This window comes from Paenibacillus gyeongsangnamensis, from assembly GCF_027533625.1.
GTDB lineage: Bacteria > Bacillota > Bacilli > Paenibacillales > NBRC-103111 > Paenibacillus_G > Paenibacillus_G gyeongsangnamensis.
Genome location: NZ_JAQAGZ010000003.1, coordinates 104,931 through 120,136 on the forward strand (window position 1 = coordinate 104,931; position 15,206 = coordinate 120,136).

Sequence of the window (15,206 nt, forward strand, 5' to 3'; positions counted from 1 at the left end):
CTTACAAGGACCAGCGCGTTTATCAAGGTTGATGCGAAGCTATAAGTTGCAAAAATTTATAAAGTCTTATCAAATGAAAAAAGGCCCTCAAAATGACGTTCCGGCATCCGATTGCGCGCCAAAACGTCATTTGCGGGCCTTATTCTTTGCAGCGGGACGCCCCCGGCTTGCTTCTTACAAGGCGGGGCCCTTCCCGCCGTCAATATTGACGGAGGTTCCTGTCACATACGAAGCCGCCGGGGAGGCCAGGAAAGCGATCACCTTGGCGGCTTCCGCGGTTTCGCCGATGCGCCCGAGCGGGATTTGATGCTTCGGATCCTGCGCATACTCATCCCAACTCAGGTGGGGAGCCTTCAGCTGCCACTGCTTCTCGATCTGATCGCTTCGGATCATGCCGATGCCCACCGCATTGACGCGGATTCCATCGGCCGCGAGATCGCGGCTCATCGCTTTCGTGAGCGCAAGTCCGGCGGCACGGCTGACGGACGTGGGCAGCGACGAGGCGGGCGGCGTTTTGGCGGCGGAGGTCGTCAGGTTTACGATCGCGCCCCCTCCCGCCTGGCGGAGATAAGGAAGGGCGGCCCGCGAGATGCGGATGGCGCCGTACAGCTTCAAATCAAGGTCATACCCCCACGCTTCGTCGGCCACCTGGTCGAAAGGTCTGGCAGCCGAGGTGCCGGCGTTGTTGATGACGATATCGAGCCGTCCGAAATGCTCGGCTGCTTCACGGACGGCCCGAAGGCAGTCGTCCGCCGACGTGACGTCCGTTTGAATCGGCAGCGCTGACGCTCCGGTCTGCTCGAGGATGCGGGCAGCCGCCTTCTCCAGTCCTTCCGGATCCCGCGCGCAAATCGCCACGTGCGCCCCCTCTGCCGCAAGTACCAGGGCGGTCTCCAGTCCGATTCCCTTGCTGCCGCCCGTCACCAGGGCGACCTTCCCTTGCAATCCAAGATCCATGTCCATTCCTCTTTTCTATGATTATGGTTACAACTGCTGCGGGTTAGCTGTTCTTTGTCTTCCGGAATTCCCTGGGCGTCGCACCGGTATAGGTTTTGAACGTTTTCCCGAAGTACGAGAAGCTGTTGAAGCCCGTTTTTTCCGCAATTTCCGAGATGGGCATGGCGGTGTGCTGCAACATCAGCTTAGCATGATGGATTCGGGTCTGAAGCAGAAAATTGGTCATCATAATGCCGATCGTCTTCATTGAAAGCGGCAAATTCGACAGCTGACGGTTAACGAAGTCGTCCGTACGCCGGACGGTTTCCCGTTGCATGATTCCACCATCCTTCCGGTAGCGCTTAACCTGACTATACTGCGAGTTAATTAAAAATACAATTGTCTCAGCTATATTAGGTAATGCAGGATGGAACTGGCTATTTCTGGTGACGCGTCTTCCGGCCGTCCATATCGACAACACCAAGGTAACCCCGTGGTATCGTTGATGAAAGCTTTTTAAGGCATACTGCTGGATCAACAAGTTTGCGCTCCCATCGCACTCCGGGGAATAGAGGAAAGAGGGTATCGGACTTCCTTCGTGGAATATTATACTTCATTAGAAACGCATTAGGCCAACTATCCGCAGAGGTGAGTCATTTGAGCAAGCGTATCCGGCAGGAGGATATCGCCAAGGAGCTGGGGCTGTCCATTAATACGGTATCCCTGGCGCTGAAGAACAGCAGCCGCATTAACGAAGAAACCCGCTCCAAGGTACAGCAGGTGGCCAAGGCGCTGAACTATATACCGAATTCGATCGCCCGTTCGCTTGTTCAGAAGAAAACCGACGTCATCGGGTTTATACTCCCGAAGATGACGAATCCGGTTCAGATCGAGACCGCCCAGCAGATGGAACGCAAGCTCCTGACCAGCGGCTACAACATGATGCTGATGACGACGGACAGCGACAAGAATTACGAATCTCAAGCGCTCGACATTTTGCTGTCACGTCAAGTGGACGGTATCTTCCTGTTCCCGACGAACAAGCACAATCAAGACAAGATCAAGTCGATCCGCAGCGCCGGCATCCCGCTCGTTCTGCTCTCCGGCGGGCGTTACAAGCCCTCAAGCGATGCCGTCTATATGAATCAATTCAGCGGTGCGTATCAAGCTACGGAGCATCTGGCCAAGTTAGGCTACCGGGAGATCGGCTTCATTACCGGCGGGGCGGCGAACGTGGAGAAGTTCGACGGCTATCAAGCGGTGCTTCGGGACCGGCAGCTTGAATTCCGAGAGGAGCTGGTTGCCCGTGTGAGCCATTTCAGCTATGAGCAGGGCTACAAAGCCGCCTCGAAGCTGATGGCGAACGGCCCGGTCCGAGCCGTCCTGGCGTCCAGCGATTATTTGGCGCTCGGCGCGCTCCGGTGGTGCCGTGAGCGGGGACTGCGTGTTCCCGAGGACGTCGCTTTGATCGGCTTCGATGATTTGGAGGCGGCCGAGTACGCTGAGGTTCCGCTCACCTCGGTTACCTACAAAGGGGAGGAGCTGACGACGAAGGCCGTCAGCCTGATGTTCCGGTTGATCGAGGAGCAGGAACGGATGACTTCGAAGGAACCCGAATGCATCGAGATCAACCCCACGCTTTCAATCCGGAAGTCGTGCGGGGCTATATGAAAAATCTACCAAATCTGGCAGACCGCTTCGGGCGGAATGTCTGTTTTTTTGTTATGAGGCGTCGACGCATGCAAATCAGCAATATTGTTCTAACCGCATTTGAATGTGGTTTCACCCCATAAAAAGCTGCATGGCGAAGCGTTTTGGTCCGTTGCATGAACAGGACAATAGCCCCGTCTCGTGCGGAGGCTGGCCGATAATTGTGAGGAGGTCCTAAGAGAAGGTCATGTTGAAATGGTTCGATCAACCGTGCTAGTATAGTCTCTGGTATAAAAATAGAATGCCGAATCCTGCCGAGCACAACGGCAGGTACGGGGGACTGATTTCATCGGGGTGAATAAACGCTGGCGCACGAAGCGTTTTAGGGAGCAACCTTCTACCGAACCCGTCAACTAACCTCGGAGGCTATTTGGAGGAAAGACGTACATATGAAATGGAACAAACCGGTCTTATTGTCAACCGTTGCTTTGCTTGGTGGAATATGGTACGCCAGCGGAAGCGCCCACGCGTCCGCTCAAGAAACCGATGTAAAGGTTCAAGTCAACAGCTCTATAGTTTCGTTCCCGGACGCCCAGCCGTTCATTGATGAGAACAGTACGCTGCAGGTCCCGCTTCGCTTTGTAGCCGAGAAGCTCGGCAATCAAGTGGACTGGTCGTTTGAAGGCAAGGAAGTCAACGTTACGCTGAAAGGCGACGGCAAAACCTTGAACATGAAGACTGGCGAGGAACATGCCAGCGTAAACGGAGAGAAAGTCTCTTTCGGAAGTAAGGCGATATTCAAGGAGGGGCGGACTTACGTTCCGCTGCGCTTCGTTACCGAGACGTTCGGCAATCGCATTCAATGGGACGACCAGAATGATGTCGCCATTATCGACGCGGACGGGCAATATCATTCGCCGGCATGGTACAAGCCGAAGCCTCAGGTAAAGGCTGCCGCCATAGCTCCGGAACCGGTTCCCTTGGCGACTCAAATTATTAACTCTGCCAAGAGCCTGCTCGGCATCCCCTATGTCTGGGGCGGCGAAACGCCGGACGGGTTTGACTGCTCGGGCTTTGTGAATTTTGTTTACGGCCCCAAAGGCGTTTGGCTTCCACGTACATCCCTTGAGATGTATTACACCGGGACGGCCGTAACGAATCTGCAGCCGGGCGATCTGGTCTTCTTCTCGATCGGCAATAAAGCGTCCCATGTGGGCATCTATATCGGCAATAACCAGTTCGTCTCCGCCACCACCTCACGGGGGACAAAAATCGACAGCCTGTCCAGCTCGTATTGGGGATCGAAGTATATCGGAGCCAGACGCGTTTTTTAAAATGAAAAAAGCACGATCGGAGCCCTTGACAGGCATCCGGATCGTGCTTTTTTTGGACTTGACTTACTTCTTGCCGCCTGGCGGCGTACAGACGCCGTCTGCGCAAGCATCCGCATCGCCTCCGGCCGGCTCATTCAGCACAGTCAAAGGATGGTCTTCGTCCCAAGCCTTCTGCAGCGCCTGCAGGAACACCTCGGTCGGCTGCGCTCCCGAAACGGCATATTTCCGGTTGATCACGAAGAAAGGCACGCCCCGTACGCCGAGCCGGGCCGCTTCAGCCTCGTCGCTGCGGACCTCCTCCGCATAAGCGTCTCCGGCCAGCACCTTCGCGGCTTCCGCCGGATCAAGCCCGGTTTCCGCCGCCAGCTCCGATAAGACTGCCGGGTCGCCAAGATGCTTCGAGTCGGTGAAATAGGCTTTGAGCAGACGCTCCGTCATTTCCTTCATCTTCCCGTTGTCTGCGGCGTAATGGGCAAGCCTGTGCGCGTCGAACGTATTGGTCAATACGAGCGTATCCAGATGGTAGTCTAGACCAACCGTTTGCGCCTGTTTGGTCACGTTCTCGTTCATCGCGATCGCTTGACTGCGGTTCATGCCGTACTTGGAGGCGAGCATTTCGTGCACGTCATGGTCCACGCTCCGCGGCGCATTCGGATCGAGCTCGAAGCTGCGGTATACCACCTCCACCTTCTCTTGATCCGGGAATTGCTCCAAGGCTTCCTCCAACCGGCGCTTGCCGATGTAACAGAACGGACAAGCAAAATCCGACCAAACTTCCACTTTCATGTTTAAGGCACCTCCTGTAAACTAGTTTTTAGAGGTCTCTCCGATCCGGGAGACGACCTGTCTTAATGTAACTTGGGCCAGCTCCCGCTCCATCGCGGACTGAGCCCTGTGCATATCGGCGCGGAGCGTCGATTCAATGTTCCGGCCAACGGGACAGTCCGGATTGGGATGCTCGTGGAAATGGAACAAATCGTCTTCCTCCACGACCTCCACGGCACGGTACACGTCAAGCAGCGTAATGTCCTCCGGCGGTCTCCGGAGATACGTCCCGCCGGTGCCGGCTTTAACGGTGACCAGCCCGGCTTTCTTCAGAAGCCCGGTAATCCTGCGGATGACGACCGGGTTCGTGTTCACGCTGGCCGCGATGTAATCCGACGTGCAGGGCGACGTGCTGAGGGTCACCAGGGAAAGAATATGGACGGCTATGGAAAATCGGCTGCTGATCTTTTTCATGAGACTCACCTCTCGATGCAATAATGATAGTTACAACGAAGCGCCATGTCAAGCCGTAAATGCCTTCCGAAGTCCCGGTGCAGCACATTTGCCCGCTCTTGACGCCCCCTGAAGGGCATTGATGGAGATGTAATCAATTCGCTCCTAAGCTCGAAGGACGCATTACGAAAGTAAAATAAATCATTAGGTTACTCGGCGGGTGCCTCAGGGCATCCGTCTTTTTTGTGCTTCCCGGGCGTTTGTGCTTTCCAAAGATCGGGTAAGAACGTAGATGGCGGAAGAGCAGGAATCGCTTGTACCGAAGTAGGATAGACTAGAACTGATCTTGAAGGAGGCTGGCCCCTATGAAACTGACGCCGGAACAGCGGATCACCCTGCACGGCTTCAACAATCTGACGAAATCGTTAAGCTTCAATATGTACGATGTTTGCTACACGAAGACGAAGGAAGAACGGGAAGCCTATATCGAATATATCGACGAGCAGTATAACGCGGACCGTTTAACCAAAATTCTTAATCACGTCTCCGAAATTATCGGAGCCCACGTGCTCAATATCGCCAAACAGGATTATGTGCCGCAAGGGTCCAGCGTAACAATGCTGGTCTCGGAGGGCCCGATCGACGAAGCGGCCACCGAATCGTTCGAGGAATCGCCGGGTCCGCTCCCGGACAACGTCGTCATGCATCTGGACAAGAGCCATATTACGGTGCATACCTACCCGGAATACCATCCGGACGAAGGGATCAGCACGTTCCGCGCCGATATCGACGTGTCCACGTGCGGCGAGATCTCGCCCCTCAAAGCGTTGAATTACTTGATTTCTTCCTTCGATACGGACATCATGACGATGGATTACCGGGTCCGAGGCTTCACGCGGGATATTACCGGGCATAAGCTGTTCATTGATCACGAGATCAGCTCCATCCAGAATTACATTCCCGATAAGGTCAAAAGCCTGTACGATATGATCGACGTGAACGTATATCAGGAAAATATTTTCCACACGAAATGCAAGCTGAGGGAATTCGATCTGAACAATTATTTGTTCGGTTACACGAAGGACAAGCTGAGCCCGGATGAGCAAAGAGAGATCACGGAGAGCTTGAAGTGGGAAATGGATGAAATCTTTTACGGCAAAAATATTACCTACGCGAACGGTGCAGCGATATTCGAGACCTAAGCCGCGGAGCTTCGCCAACCGGTGCCCGAACCGCCGACCGAACCTTATGGGTTCGGTTTTTTTGGTTGTCCGACTAAGCACCATCGGGAGAGAGGGGCCGATGTATTTTCTGAAAATTTTCTGAAAATAAGTATTGTCAGTCAAACTCGGATTGTGATAAGATTCACCTTAACAGAATATGAACCTTCGGGGCAGGGTGAAATTCCCTACCGGCGGTGATGATACGTTCGTGTATCCGAGCCCGCGACTCCCGGCTTGCTTAAGACGGGACTGATTTGGTGCAATTCCAAAGCCGACGGTTATAGTCCGGATGGGAGAAGGTAAAGAACAGCTTGTTAAAACATTGCATTTTAACACGTTTGTTTGTCGTTGCCCCCGCTTGCTTGTCAGCGGGGGTTTTCGTCACTTTTCAGAAGGTTCAATTCAATAAACATTCCGACTGGAGGTTTTTGAATTGGATAATACGCTGCATTATCGCGACGGCTTGAAGTCATGGAACGCCCGCGGCGTCCACGGCATCTGGTATGTCGCGCTGGGGGCTGCCCTTTGGGGGGTGGACCCACTCTTCCGCATTCTGCTGCTGAAGACGTTCAGCTCCGCCCAAATCGTCTTCTTCGAGCATCTGCTGCTGGCCTGTTACGCGCTGCCCCTGCTGATCAAGCACCGGTCCGGCTTGACCGGGAAGCTGACGCTGGCCGTGATCGGCGCGCTGCTCTTTATTTCATGGGGCGGCTCGGCCATCGCGACCATGCTCTTCACTTCGGCATTCGCTCACGGCAGCGCCAATGCGGTGCTCCTGCTGCAGAAGCTGCAGCCGCTGTTCGCGATTATTCTGGCCCGTCTGCTCTTGAAGGAGAAGCTGCCGTCCCGCTTCTTCATCTATATCATCTTCGCCATGGCCGGCACGTATTTGCTGACGTTCGGCTTTGCTTCCCCGTCGCTTAGGCTTCACGATCTCGGCACGCTCAGCTGCCTGTTCTCGATTCTGGCCGCGGTGCTGTGGGGCGGCTCGACCGTCATGGGCAAATTCCTGCTCTCGAAGCAGCTGGATTTCCATTTCGTCACGTCGCTCCGGTTCCTGCTGGCGATTCCTCTGCTGACGGTCATTTTGCTGGTCAGCGGAGACGTCTGGCACATGCACGGGACACCCGGGGAATTGACGCTGATCGTGGTCAACCTGCTGTTCCAGGCGTTCTTCCCGGGACTCCTGAGCATGCTGCTGTATTATAAAGGACTCACGTCTACCAAGGCGTTTCTGGCGACGCTCGCGGAATTGTCGTTCCCGGCAGTCGGCGTGCTCATTAACTGGATGGTGTTCGGTCAGGCGTTGACGGTGGGGCAGCTGGCCGGCTTCCTTCTCATCTGGTCGACGCTGTGGCTGATGAGCCGGAGCCAGGTGGCAGGCGAGACGGCGGAAGCATCCAAGAAGCTTAAAGCAACGGCGTAAGGGGGGGACTGGTATGATCAAACCGCGGCGGTTGAAGAGGGGCTCCACCATTGCCGTGCTGGCGCCGTCAGGCGGCTTGGCTCACGCCTTTCCGGACAATTACGAGCTGGGGCTGCGAAATCTGCAGGACGCCTTAGGCTTCCATGTGGTTGAAATGCCGACCGCAAGAATGTCTTCGGAAGAGTTATACCGTCATCCGGAGCTTCGCGCGAAGGACATCAACGACGGTTTTGCTGACGGCCGGATCGACGGCATGATCGTGACGATCGGCGGGTACGAATCCGTACGGATATTGCCTTATTTGGACACGGCTGCGATCCTGAAGCATCCGAAATTCATCATGGGTTATTCCGATTCGACCACGTTCTTGACCTATCTCAATCTGCTCGGCATGGTGACGTTCTACGGCCCCTCCGTCATGTCGGGAATCGCCCAGCTTCAGCATCTCCCGGAGGAGTACCTGCAGCATTTGGAATCGATTCTGTTCCGGGACGATTACCCGTACACCTGCAAGCCGTTCTCCCGTTGGACCAACGGGTACAAGGACTGGAGCGTGCGGGAGACGCTGGGAGAGTGCCTGCCGTTCTCGGATAACGAGCGGGGCTGGCGCTTTTTGCAGGGAAGCGGGATTGCCGAAGGCTTCTTATGGGGCGGATGCATCGAGGTTCTGGAATTTCTAAAGGGGACGGCCTATTGGCCGGAGCCGGAGTTCTGGGACCGGCGCATCCTGTTCTTCGAAACGTCGGAAGAGAAGCCGACCCCAAGGCAGGTCGGCTATATGCTGCGGAATTACGGAATGCAGGGGATCTTCCGCCAAGTCAAGGGAGTACTGTTCGGGCGGGCCAAGGATTATTCGGAGGAAGAGAAGCGGGAGCTGAACCGGGTCATCCTCGATGTGATACATGGCGAATTCGGAGCCGGATCGCTGCCCGTTGCCGTAGACGTCGACTTCGGCCATACCGATCCGAAGCTCATCCTGCCGATCGGCGGGCGGGTTCGACTTCTTCCTGACGATCATGCCATTATATTGCTGGAAAGACCGTTCGCGGAATGAATCTCCTCCAGCTTTAGAGAGAACGATAGCGAGGGTGCTCTGAAAGAATGGATTGAACCAAATTTCTCACACCGGGGTGCGGCGATTGTAAAAATTGGGCTTTATCCTCACAAAATTCAACCACTTCTCCTTTTTCCATTACAGCTAAAGCATCGGAAATGGAGTAAGCGGCTTTAATATCATGCGTAATAAAAAGGTAAGAAAGACCATACGTCGATTTTAAATCGCTTAACAGAGCCAGAATGTGGGATTGGGTCACCATATCCAAGCTGCTTACTGCCTCGTCGAGTACAATCAGCTTAGGCTTTAAGGCAATCGCTCTCGCAATATTGATTCTTTGCAGCTGGCCTCCGCTAAATTGATGAGGGTGCTTTGTCATGTCGTCAGCGTTTAGTCCGACTCTTTCGAGCAATTCTCCGACGGTTCGTTTTTGCTCCTTCGAGGATAGCGACTCGTAGTTTTGAAGCGGCTCCCCGATGATTTGTTCCGCCGTCATGCGCGGATTTACGGAAGAATAGCAATCTTGAAATACTACTTGAAGATCGCGGCGAAGCCGTCTGCGGGCAGAGGCGTCCGTATCATAGAGATTCATTCCTTGAAAAAGAACCTGCCCCTTTTGCGGTTTTTCCAGCCCCAGAATCACTTTGCCCAGCGTGCTTTTCCCTGCTCCGCTCGTTCCAAGAAGTCCTAGACACTTGCCAGGTTCAATCGTAAGGGAAACGCCGGAAAGCACCGGCGCATGCCGCTTCGACTGCCAGAAAAGAGTAGAGGAGGCATAAGCATGAGTAACGTCCTTTACTTGCAACAAGCTCACTTCCTCATCCCTCCCTTTTTAGACTGCAGCAGGATAAGCAGCAGGGCAGCCGCTCCAATGACAATACAGCCGGAAAACATGACCTCGTAAGAATACGCGTTCGCAATCAGACTTAGCCCCCAAGTGCCAGCGGATGTTCCGAAATCGGCAGCCGCAATGAAGAGACCGATCCCTCTTCCTCTGAACCTTTCCGGCACGATAAACGAAACATACGTCAGCAGCGTCGGATACAGCATCGACAAGGCAATCCCGTTGCAAACGGCTGCAAGCAGAATAATAGGCAGCGATTCGGCCATTCGAACCAGACCTACAGCTGTCGTCATAAGGGATATCAGGACAGCGACCATAAGAATCGGGAAGCGGCCGTTTGTCGGAATCCATTTTCGGCCGAAGAAGCGCAGCAGGATAAGAACCGCCGTTTCGGTCAAGAAATACAATCCGGCAAAAGGCAATCCGCGTTTCTCCAGATAGAGCGGAAGGAAGGCAGCGATCGTTCCGATCACGGCCGAAGCCAGAAGCATGATGACCGAAGGAAGCAGCAGCTTCCGGTCCTTCCATCCGTTATAGGGTTCACTGCTGTGTTGATTCGTCGTTTGCAAATGATCCTGCCTGTGAAGCTCCGGCAATCGGAGGTTCAGGCCAATGAGGAGCGTTGTCAAGCTTATCGGGATCAAGGTCATAAAGATGTACGGCATAGGCACTCTATCCGCAAAATATAGGGCGAGAAAGGGACCGTAGGTGTAGGGCAGCATGGACGAAAGCGAGAAAAGGGACAGACCTTGTCCGCGTGCTTTCTCAGGCAAGACTTGGATGATCAGGAGATGCGATACCATAGAAAAGAAGGCAAGGATCACTCCCTGAACCATTCGGAGCAGAGCGAAAACCCAAAGCTCATGAATGAGATACATGGATATGACAACCACATTCATCATCAGTGCTGCGGCAAATATTCGTTTCGTGCCGAACTTGTCGACAATTTTACCTGCTACGGGCCGCAAGAACATGGAGGTAAACATATACGCGCCCATAATGAGACCGATCTGTGCCGGGTTTGCTCCAAGCGCGTGTGAATTCAGCGGCAGCAAAATCAGAAGGATGTGGCTGGTGGTATAAAATAATAGTGATACGAGGTAAATCTGGATCGCTTTCGACCCAAACGGACGGTCCTGCGGAACCGTAACATGCGGCTGCGTGGCAGTCATGACAGTACAAGCTCCTTGGTATGTTGGTTGATCGGCAACGAGAGTCTGGCATCGAGCAGCAATTTCGTATACGCATGCTGCGGATGATCGAACAGTTCGAATACGTCGGCTTTTTCCACGATCCGTCCATGCTGCATAACGGCTACATCGTCAGCCATTTCCGATATGACCCCCAAATCATGGGAAATCAATAGAATCGCCGTGCCATATTCCGAGCGGATGCGGTACAGCTGGCGCAGCACCTGCATTTGATTGGCTGCATCCAGCGCCGTGGTCGGCTCATCGGCTATAAGCACGGACGGCCGTAAGCACATCGAAACGGCAATCATTACACGCTGCAGCATTCCCCCGCTCAGCTGAAACGGATAACGCCTCATAAGTGCGGCAGGATCAGGCAAATTCACATCGTGCAAAGAGGAGACGGCCAGCTCGAACGCTTGTTTTTTACTAAGATGGGTATGGGTACGGATCGTTTCTACGAATTGATCGCCAATCGTAAAGACGGGAGAGTAGGCGTTGATCGGATTTTGCATAATCAAAGCGATCTCTTTTCCGCGAATACGCCGCATCTCTTCGGCTTTAAGCCCGTTCAGCTCACGGCCGTTAAATTGAATACTGCCTTCCACATGAGTTGTTTTCCGGTCCAGCAGCTGCAAAATAGACAGACTGGTAACCGATTTGCCGCTGCCGCTTTCTCCGATAAGACCGAGCACGCGACCAGGCTTCAGCTCGAATTCAACGTTGTGGACAAGGGGAAGCGTTCCCTGAGCCGTTGTTACCTTTATGTGCAGGCCGCTTACTTTCAAAACAGGGTTCGGTTTTTCACTCAATGATCTCATTCCTTTTCAAAACGTCGTTTAACGCCAAACCGGTCCGATAGAGCTTCGCCCAGCAAATTGAACGAAACGACGACGAGAAGAATCATGATGCCCGGGTACAGCATTAATTCCGGATTGCTGCGTATGAACGATTTTCCTTCGTGAATCATCGCCCCCCACTCCGGCGCAGGCGGCTGAATGCCGAGCCCCAGGAAGGAGAGAGCGGAGATATCCATGATCGCCCAGCCCATTTCCAATGTTCCCATAACGACAATGGGGGGAAGCACGTTCGGAATGATGTGCTGCGTAATAATCTTCCATTGGGAGGAGCCGCTGATTCTGGCTGCGGTGATGAAATTCCGTTCCTTCAAGCTGAGAACCATGCCTCGGAACATCCGGGCGTAGTACACCCACTGCACCAGCATCATCGCCAAAACAACCTGCGCCAGTCCAGTCCCAAAAATTCCGACCAGCCCGAGAATGAGCACTAGATTCGGAAACGACATCACCCCTTCGCAGAACCGCATCAGCACAAAATCGACCAGTCCGCCTTTATAGCCGGCAATCGCTCCGACGAACAACCCGATTCCTAAAGAAGAGATGAAGATCAAGGACGCAAAGCCTAACGAAACCCGGGCGCCATACAATAGACGAGACAGAATGCAGCGGCCCAAATGGTCCGTACCTAAGGGATAGTCGATCGAAGGCGGTTTCAGCTTGAGCGCCAAATTCACTTGTATCGGATCGTGCGGAGAGATCCATGGGGCCAGAATGGTAAGGATAAAGAGAACAAGCAATAGACCCAAGCATACTTGAGCAGTCTTCTGACTCCTAAGGCCTGTTCGTATACTCGCGATCATAGGCTGGTTCTTCCTTTCCGGGAAATTCGCGGGTCCATCGCCATTTGTAGAAGATCCACGATCAGGTTGCACACGATAAATATACAAGCGGCGAGCAGCACGTAGCATTGAATGACCGGTATATCTCTGTTTAGAATCGCGTCAACAAAATAACGGCCGAATCCGGGCCAAGAAAAGACGACCTCTACAATAATCGTACCGGAAAGCAATTTGCCTATGTTCATACCTAGACCCGTAATCATCGGAGAAATTGCGATTTTCAGCACATGCTTGCCCATGATGACCTTCTCTTTAATGCCTCTGGTTCTGGCATATAACACGTATGACTCCTGCATTTGCTCCAGCATACTGGTACGCAGCAGGCGGGTATAGATAGCAATCAGCCCCAAAGCCAGCGTGAACGAAGGCAGAACCAGATGCGCCCATGTCCCTTTTCCTTGCACAGGAAACAAATCCAGCTTGACGGACAAGAAATAAACCAATAAGTACCCAAGCCAAAACTGCGGGATGGAAGCGCCAAAAAAAGCAAGCAGCCGGCTGAAATGGTCGATCACGCTGTTTTTATAAATTGCCGATAAAAATCCGATGGGCACGCTGATCAGCACGGCCAGACAAATGCTGCTGAAGGCAAGCTGGAGCGTTGCGGGCATCCGATGCGCGACCTCCTGCCAAACCGGCTCCTTTGTAACATAAGATGTGCCGAAATCAAGCCGGCACATCTTAATAAGAGATTGAATATATTGGACAAGCAGCGGCTGATCCAGGCCGAATTCATGTCTTACCTGGGCCAGAAGCTCTTCCGTCGGGTGAATATGGGCTACAGTCAGATATACTTCAGCCGGATCGACAGGCGACAGATGGATCAGCACGAAAGAAAGAAGGGTGGCAAAGAGAAAAATGGGAATGACGGCAAGGAGCCTTTTCCCGATATAGCTTCGCAAATCATAACCTCCCTGCCGTTTACTTTTTCACGATGTCGAGCCCGAAGAACGGATTGTCATCCCGATTGGCCGGGAATACGAAGCCCTTCACGCCTTTTTGACAAACTGCCGTTTTCTTAATATAAGAGATCGGTAAAAAGGATGCCTGCTCCTGCAGCGTCTTCAAAATAGAATTGTACAGCTGTTGGCGCTTGCTCTCATCGGTTGAGACAAAAGCTTGCTTTATTTGCTGATCCAGGTCTTTTTTCATTGGCAGGCTCGAGAGCGATTCCGAGATGCCGAAGCCCTTCTCGGCTGCAATATTAATGAAAGAATGCGGATCGTACGGCGATCCGTAGCTGCTCCAGAAGTACAAATCAAAATCCGCTGACTTCAAGCGTTTCACTTGTTCGGTGATCTCCAGACTTTTAATGTTCAGCTTGACGCCGATGGCTCCCCATTCGGCTTGCAGCGTCTCCGCCATCGGCTTTTGAACTTGATCCGACTTTTCATACAGCAATTCCAGCTCAAGCGGTTTTCCGTCTTTCTCGCGAACGGTTTTCCCGGCAGGCAGCTTCCAGCCCGCTTCTTCCAAATAAGCTTTCGCTTTGTCCACATTGTATTCGAGCGGCTTAACGTCCATATTGGTGTACGGAAGGTTTTTAGGTAAAATGTTGTCTGCTTTCTCCTCCAAGCCGGCCGTAATCCCATCCACCATCGCCTGCTTGTTAAAGCCGTGTTGAAGGGCTAGACGCACTCGCAAATCGGAAAGAATATCCTTGGTGGTATTCATAACGATCTCTCTTGTTGCGATAGGCTCAGAAAGGCTCGTTTCATATTTGCCGGAGGCTTTTAACTGCTTGAAGGCATCCAAACTGATAACGCCTTCTCCATAGATCAGGTCGAGCTCCTTTTTCTCAAAGGCAAGCACACGTGTTTCTCCGTCAGGAATAACTTTGATGACGATTTTACCAGCTTTCGGTTTATCGCCCCAATAATTCGGATTACGGGTAAATTCCGCATATTCGTCTTTCTTATAATCCGACAGCATCCACGGTCCGGTGCCGACCGCCTTCTTCACGCCCTTGGAGGTATCCCCGTCATCCGGAAATCCGGCTTCGCCAAGAAAGCGCACCGGACGGACGACGGACAGCTCCTGTATGGTCGGATAGTAGGGCGCCTTCAGCGTCAATTTAAATGTATTCTCGTCCACAGCTTCCGTCTTGTCGAGCACATTAATAAAGCCGAGCCAGCTATGATTTTTAAAGTTTTTCATCACCGCATCGAAGTTCTTCTTTACGATAGCGGCGTTAAAGGGCGTTCCATCTGAAAACTTAACATTTTTACGGAGCTTGAAGGTGTACTCTTTCCCGTCTTTCGATATATCCCACGATTCCGCCAGATGAGGCTCAAGTTTGCCTCCCTCTTTATAGCTGACCAGCGGTTCGTAAATCATCGATTGCGCAATTAATTGCGAAGGATTGTAAACATGGGGGTTCATCGTACCGATATCTCTTGGCCATGATACCGTGATCGTTTTTTCAGCTTGCGCCGCTCCGGCTTCGGAGTTCTGTACAGAATTCGATTTGGAGCAGCCTAAAAGTGCAGTGGTTAGTATAAGCAGCATAAGGAGCACAGATTTACTTTTTGAAGCAAACATAACCATATTTTCCCCTCTCGACCTCTATGTATGATAATGATTATCACTCTCGTTTGATTATTGCATGAGCATTTCCTCCTTGTCAATCCTG

General features: G+C 52.8%; 15 protein-coding genes and 2 riboswitches. Of the genes, 5 read left to right on the forward strand and 10 right to left on the reverse strand.

Annotated features, from left to right (window positions below; translation table 11 throughout):
- Nucleotides 1-174 precede the first annotated feature (174 nt).
- Together O9H85_RS05325 and O9H85_RS05330 are read right to left on the reverse strand one after the other, a co-directional pair.
- Nucleotides 175-957 carry an SDR family NAD(P)-dependent oxidoreductase gene (locus O9H85_RS05325; protein ID WP_269880250.1) on the reverse strand — a complete coding sequence of 261 codons (783 nt, stop codon included), beginning with the start codon at nucleotides 955-957 and terminating at the stop codon, nucleotides 175-177.
- Between the two features lie 43 nt (nucleotides 958-1,000).
- Nucleotides 1,001-1,273 (reverse strand): helix-turn-helix transcriptional regulator, encoded by a 273-nt coding sequence (locus O9H85_RS05330; protein WP_269880251.1) that lies wholly within the window; start codon nucleotides 1,271-1,273, stop codon nucleotides 1,001-1,003.
- 320 nt (nucleotides 1,274-1,593) lie between these two features.
- On the opposite strand from O9H85_RS05330, the gene O9H85_RS05335 reads away from it, so the two are divergent.
- Together O9H85_RS05335 and O9H85_RS05340 are read left to right on the forward strand one after the other, a co-directional pair.
- Nucleotides 1,594-2,607 carry a LacI family DNA-binding transcriptional regulator gene (locus O9H85_RS05335; protein ID WP_269880252.1) on the forward strand — a complete coding sequence of 338 codons (1,014 nt, stop codon included), beginning with the start codon at nucleotides 1,594-1,596 and terminating at the stop codon, nucleotides 2,605-2,607.
- A 271-nt stretch (nucleotides 2,608-2,878) separates the two neighbouring features.
- Nucleotides 2,879-3,029: riboswitch (cyclic di-AMP (ydaO/yuaA leader) on the forward strand.
- 6 nt (nucleotides 3,030-3,035) lie between these two features.
- Nucleotides 3,036-3,920, forward strand: coding sequence for a C40 family peptidase (locus O9H85_RS05340; protein ID WP_269880253.1), 885 nt, complete (start codon nucleotides 3,036-3,038; stop codon nucleotides 3,918-3,920).
- Between the two features lie 63 nt (nucleotides 3,921-3,983).
- Here the strand turns inward: O9H85_RS05340 and O9H85_RS05345 are convergent, their stop codons facing one another.
- Nucleotides 3,984-4,706 carry a DsbA family oxidoreductase gene (locus tag O9H85_RS05345; protein ID WP_269880254.1) on the reverse strand — a complete coding sequence of 241 codons (723 nt, stop codon included), beginning with the start codon at nucleotides 4,704-4,706 and terminating at the stop codon, nucleotides 3,984-3,986.
- 21 nt (nucleotides 4,707-4,727) lie between these two features.
- Entirely contained in the window at nucleotides 4,728-5,159 is a 432-nt protein-coding gene (locus O9H85_RS05350; protein WP_269880255.1) for an Rrf2 family transcriptional regulator, read from the reverse strand.
- 344 nt (nucleotides 5,160-5,503) lie between these two features.
- Between O9H85_RS05350 and speD the strand changes: the two genes are divergently transcribed.
- From speD to O9H85_RS05365, 3 genes are all read left to right on the forward strand, one after another.
- The gene (gene speD, locus O9H85_RS05355; RefSeq protein ID WP_269880256.1) at nucleotides 5,504-6,340 is read left to right on the forward strand and encodes an adenosylmethionine decarboxylase; all 837 of its coding nucleotides are present in this window, start codon (nucleotides 5,504-5,506) and stop codon (nucleotides 6,338-6,340) included.
- 178 nt (nucleotides 6,341-6,518) lie between these two features.
- A riboswitch (FMN riboswitch) is annotated at nucleotides 6,519-6,666 on the forward strand.
- Nucleotides 6,667-6,794: 128 nt separating this feature from the next.
- Complete coding sequence (locus tag O9H85_RS05360) at nucleotides 6,795-7,787, forward strand: DMT family transporter (protein ID WP_269880257.1); 993 nt, start codon at nucleotides 6,795-6,797, stop codon at nucleotides 7,785-7,787.
- A gap of 13 nt (nucleotides 7,788-7,800) precedes the next feature.
- Nucleotides 7,801-8,841, forward strand: a complete 1,041-nt coding sequence (locus O9H85_RS05365; RefSeq protein ID WP_269880258.1) for a S66 family peptidase — start codon at nucleotides 7,801-7,803, stop codon at nucleotides 8,839-8,841.
- A 13-nt stretch (nucleotides 8,842-8,854) separates the two neighbouring features.
- Here O9H85_RS05365 and nikE read toward each other — a convergent pair whose 3' ends face one another.
- The 6 genes from nikE to nikA are packed head-to-tail and all read right to left on the reverse strand — an operon-like array spanning nucleotide 8,855 to nucleotide 15,115.
- Nucleotides 8,855-9,655, reverse strand: a complete 801-nt coding sequence (nikE, locus tag O9H85_RS05370) for a nickel import ATP-binding protein NikE (RefSeq protein ID WP_269880259.1) — start codon at nucleotides 9,653-9,655, stop codon at nucleotides 8,855-8,857.
- The gene (gene cntE, locus O9H85_RS05375) at nucleotides 9,652-10,857 is read right to left on the reverse strand and encodes a staphylopine family metallophore export MFS transporter CntE (protein WP_269880260.1); all 1,206 of its coding nucleotides are present in this window, start codon (nucleotides 10,855-10,857) and stop codon (nucleotides 9,652-9,654) included. The genes nikE and cntE overlap by 4 nt, the downstream gene beginning before the upstream one ends.
- Complete coding sequence (gene nikD, locus O9H85_RS05380; RefSeq protein ID WP_269880261.1) at nucleotides 10,854-11,687, reverse strand: nickel import ATP-binding protein NikD; 834 nt, start codon at nucleotides 11,685-11,687, stop codon at nucleotides 10,854-10,856. Before nikD ends, cntE begins: the two co-directional genes overlap by 4 nt.
- A 5-nt stretch (nucleotides 11,688-11,692) precedes the next feature.
- Entirely contained in the window at nucleotides 11,693-12,535 is an 843-nt protein-coding gene (nikC, locus tag O9H85_RS05385) for a nickel ABC transporter permease subunit NikC (protein WP_269880262.1), read from the reverse strand.
- A complete protein-coding gene (gene nikB, locus O9H85_RS05390) occupies nucleotides 12,532-13,476 on the reverse strand; it encodes a nickel ABC transporter permease subunit NikB (protein ID WP_269880263.1) in 945 nt (314 codons plus the stop codon). The genes nikC and nikB overlap by 4 nt, the downstream gene beginning before the upstream one ends.
- 19 nt (nucleotides 13,477-13,495) lie before the next feature.
- On the reverse strand, nucleotides 13,496-15,115 hold the full coding sequence (gene nikA, locus O9H85_RS05395) for a nickel ABC transporter substrate-binding protein (protein ID WP_409348107.1): 1,620 nt from the start codon (nucleotides 15,113-15,115) through the stop codon (nucleotides 13,496-13,498).
- Between the last annotated feature and the right edge of the window lie 91 nt (nucleotides 15,116-15,206).

Bases quoted from the DNA above. Each gene is read 5' to 3' on its own strand.
- O9H85_RS05325 (WP_269880250.1), bottom strand. From the start codon at position 957: ATGGATCTTGGATTGCAAGGGAAGGTCGCCCTGGTGACGGGCGGCAGC.
- O9H85_RS05330 (WP_269880251.1), bottom strand. From the start codon at position 1,273: ATGCAACGGGAAACCGTCCGGCGTACGGACGACTTCGTTAACCGTCAG.
- O9H85_RS05340 (WP_269880253.1), top strand. From the start codon at position 3,036: ATGAAATGGAACAAACCGGTCTTATTGTCAACCGTTGCTTTGCTTGGT.
- O9H85_RS05345 (WP_269880254.1), bottom strand. From the start codon at position 4,706: ATGAAAGTGGAAGTTTGGTCGGATTTTGCTTGTCCGTTCTGTTACATC.
- O9H85_RS05350 (WP_269880255.1), bottom strand. From the start codon at position 5,159: ATGAAAAAGATCAGCAGCCGATTTTCCATAGCCGTCCATATTCTTTCC.
- speD (WP_269880256.1), top strand. From the start codon at position 5,504: ATGAAACTGACGCCGGAACAGCGGATCACCCTGCACGGCTTCAACAAT.
- O9H85_RS05365 (WP_269880258.1), top strand. From the start codon at position 7,801: ATGATCAAACCGCGGCGGTTGAAGAGGGGCTCCACCATTGCCGTGCTG.
- cntE (WP_269880260.1), bottom strand. From the start codon at position 10,857: ATGACTGCCACGCAGCCGCATGTTACGGTTCCGCAGGACCGTCCGTTT.
- nikC (WP_269880262.1), bottom strand. From the start codon at position 12,535: ATGATCGCGAGTATACGAACAGGCCTTAGGAGTCAGAAGACTGCTCAA.
- nikA (WP_409348107.1), bottom strand. From the start codon at position 15,115: ATGTTTGCTTCAAAAAGTAAATCTGTGCTCCTTATGCTGCTTATACTA.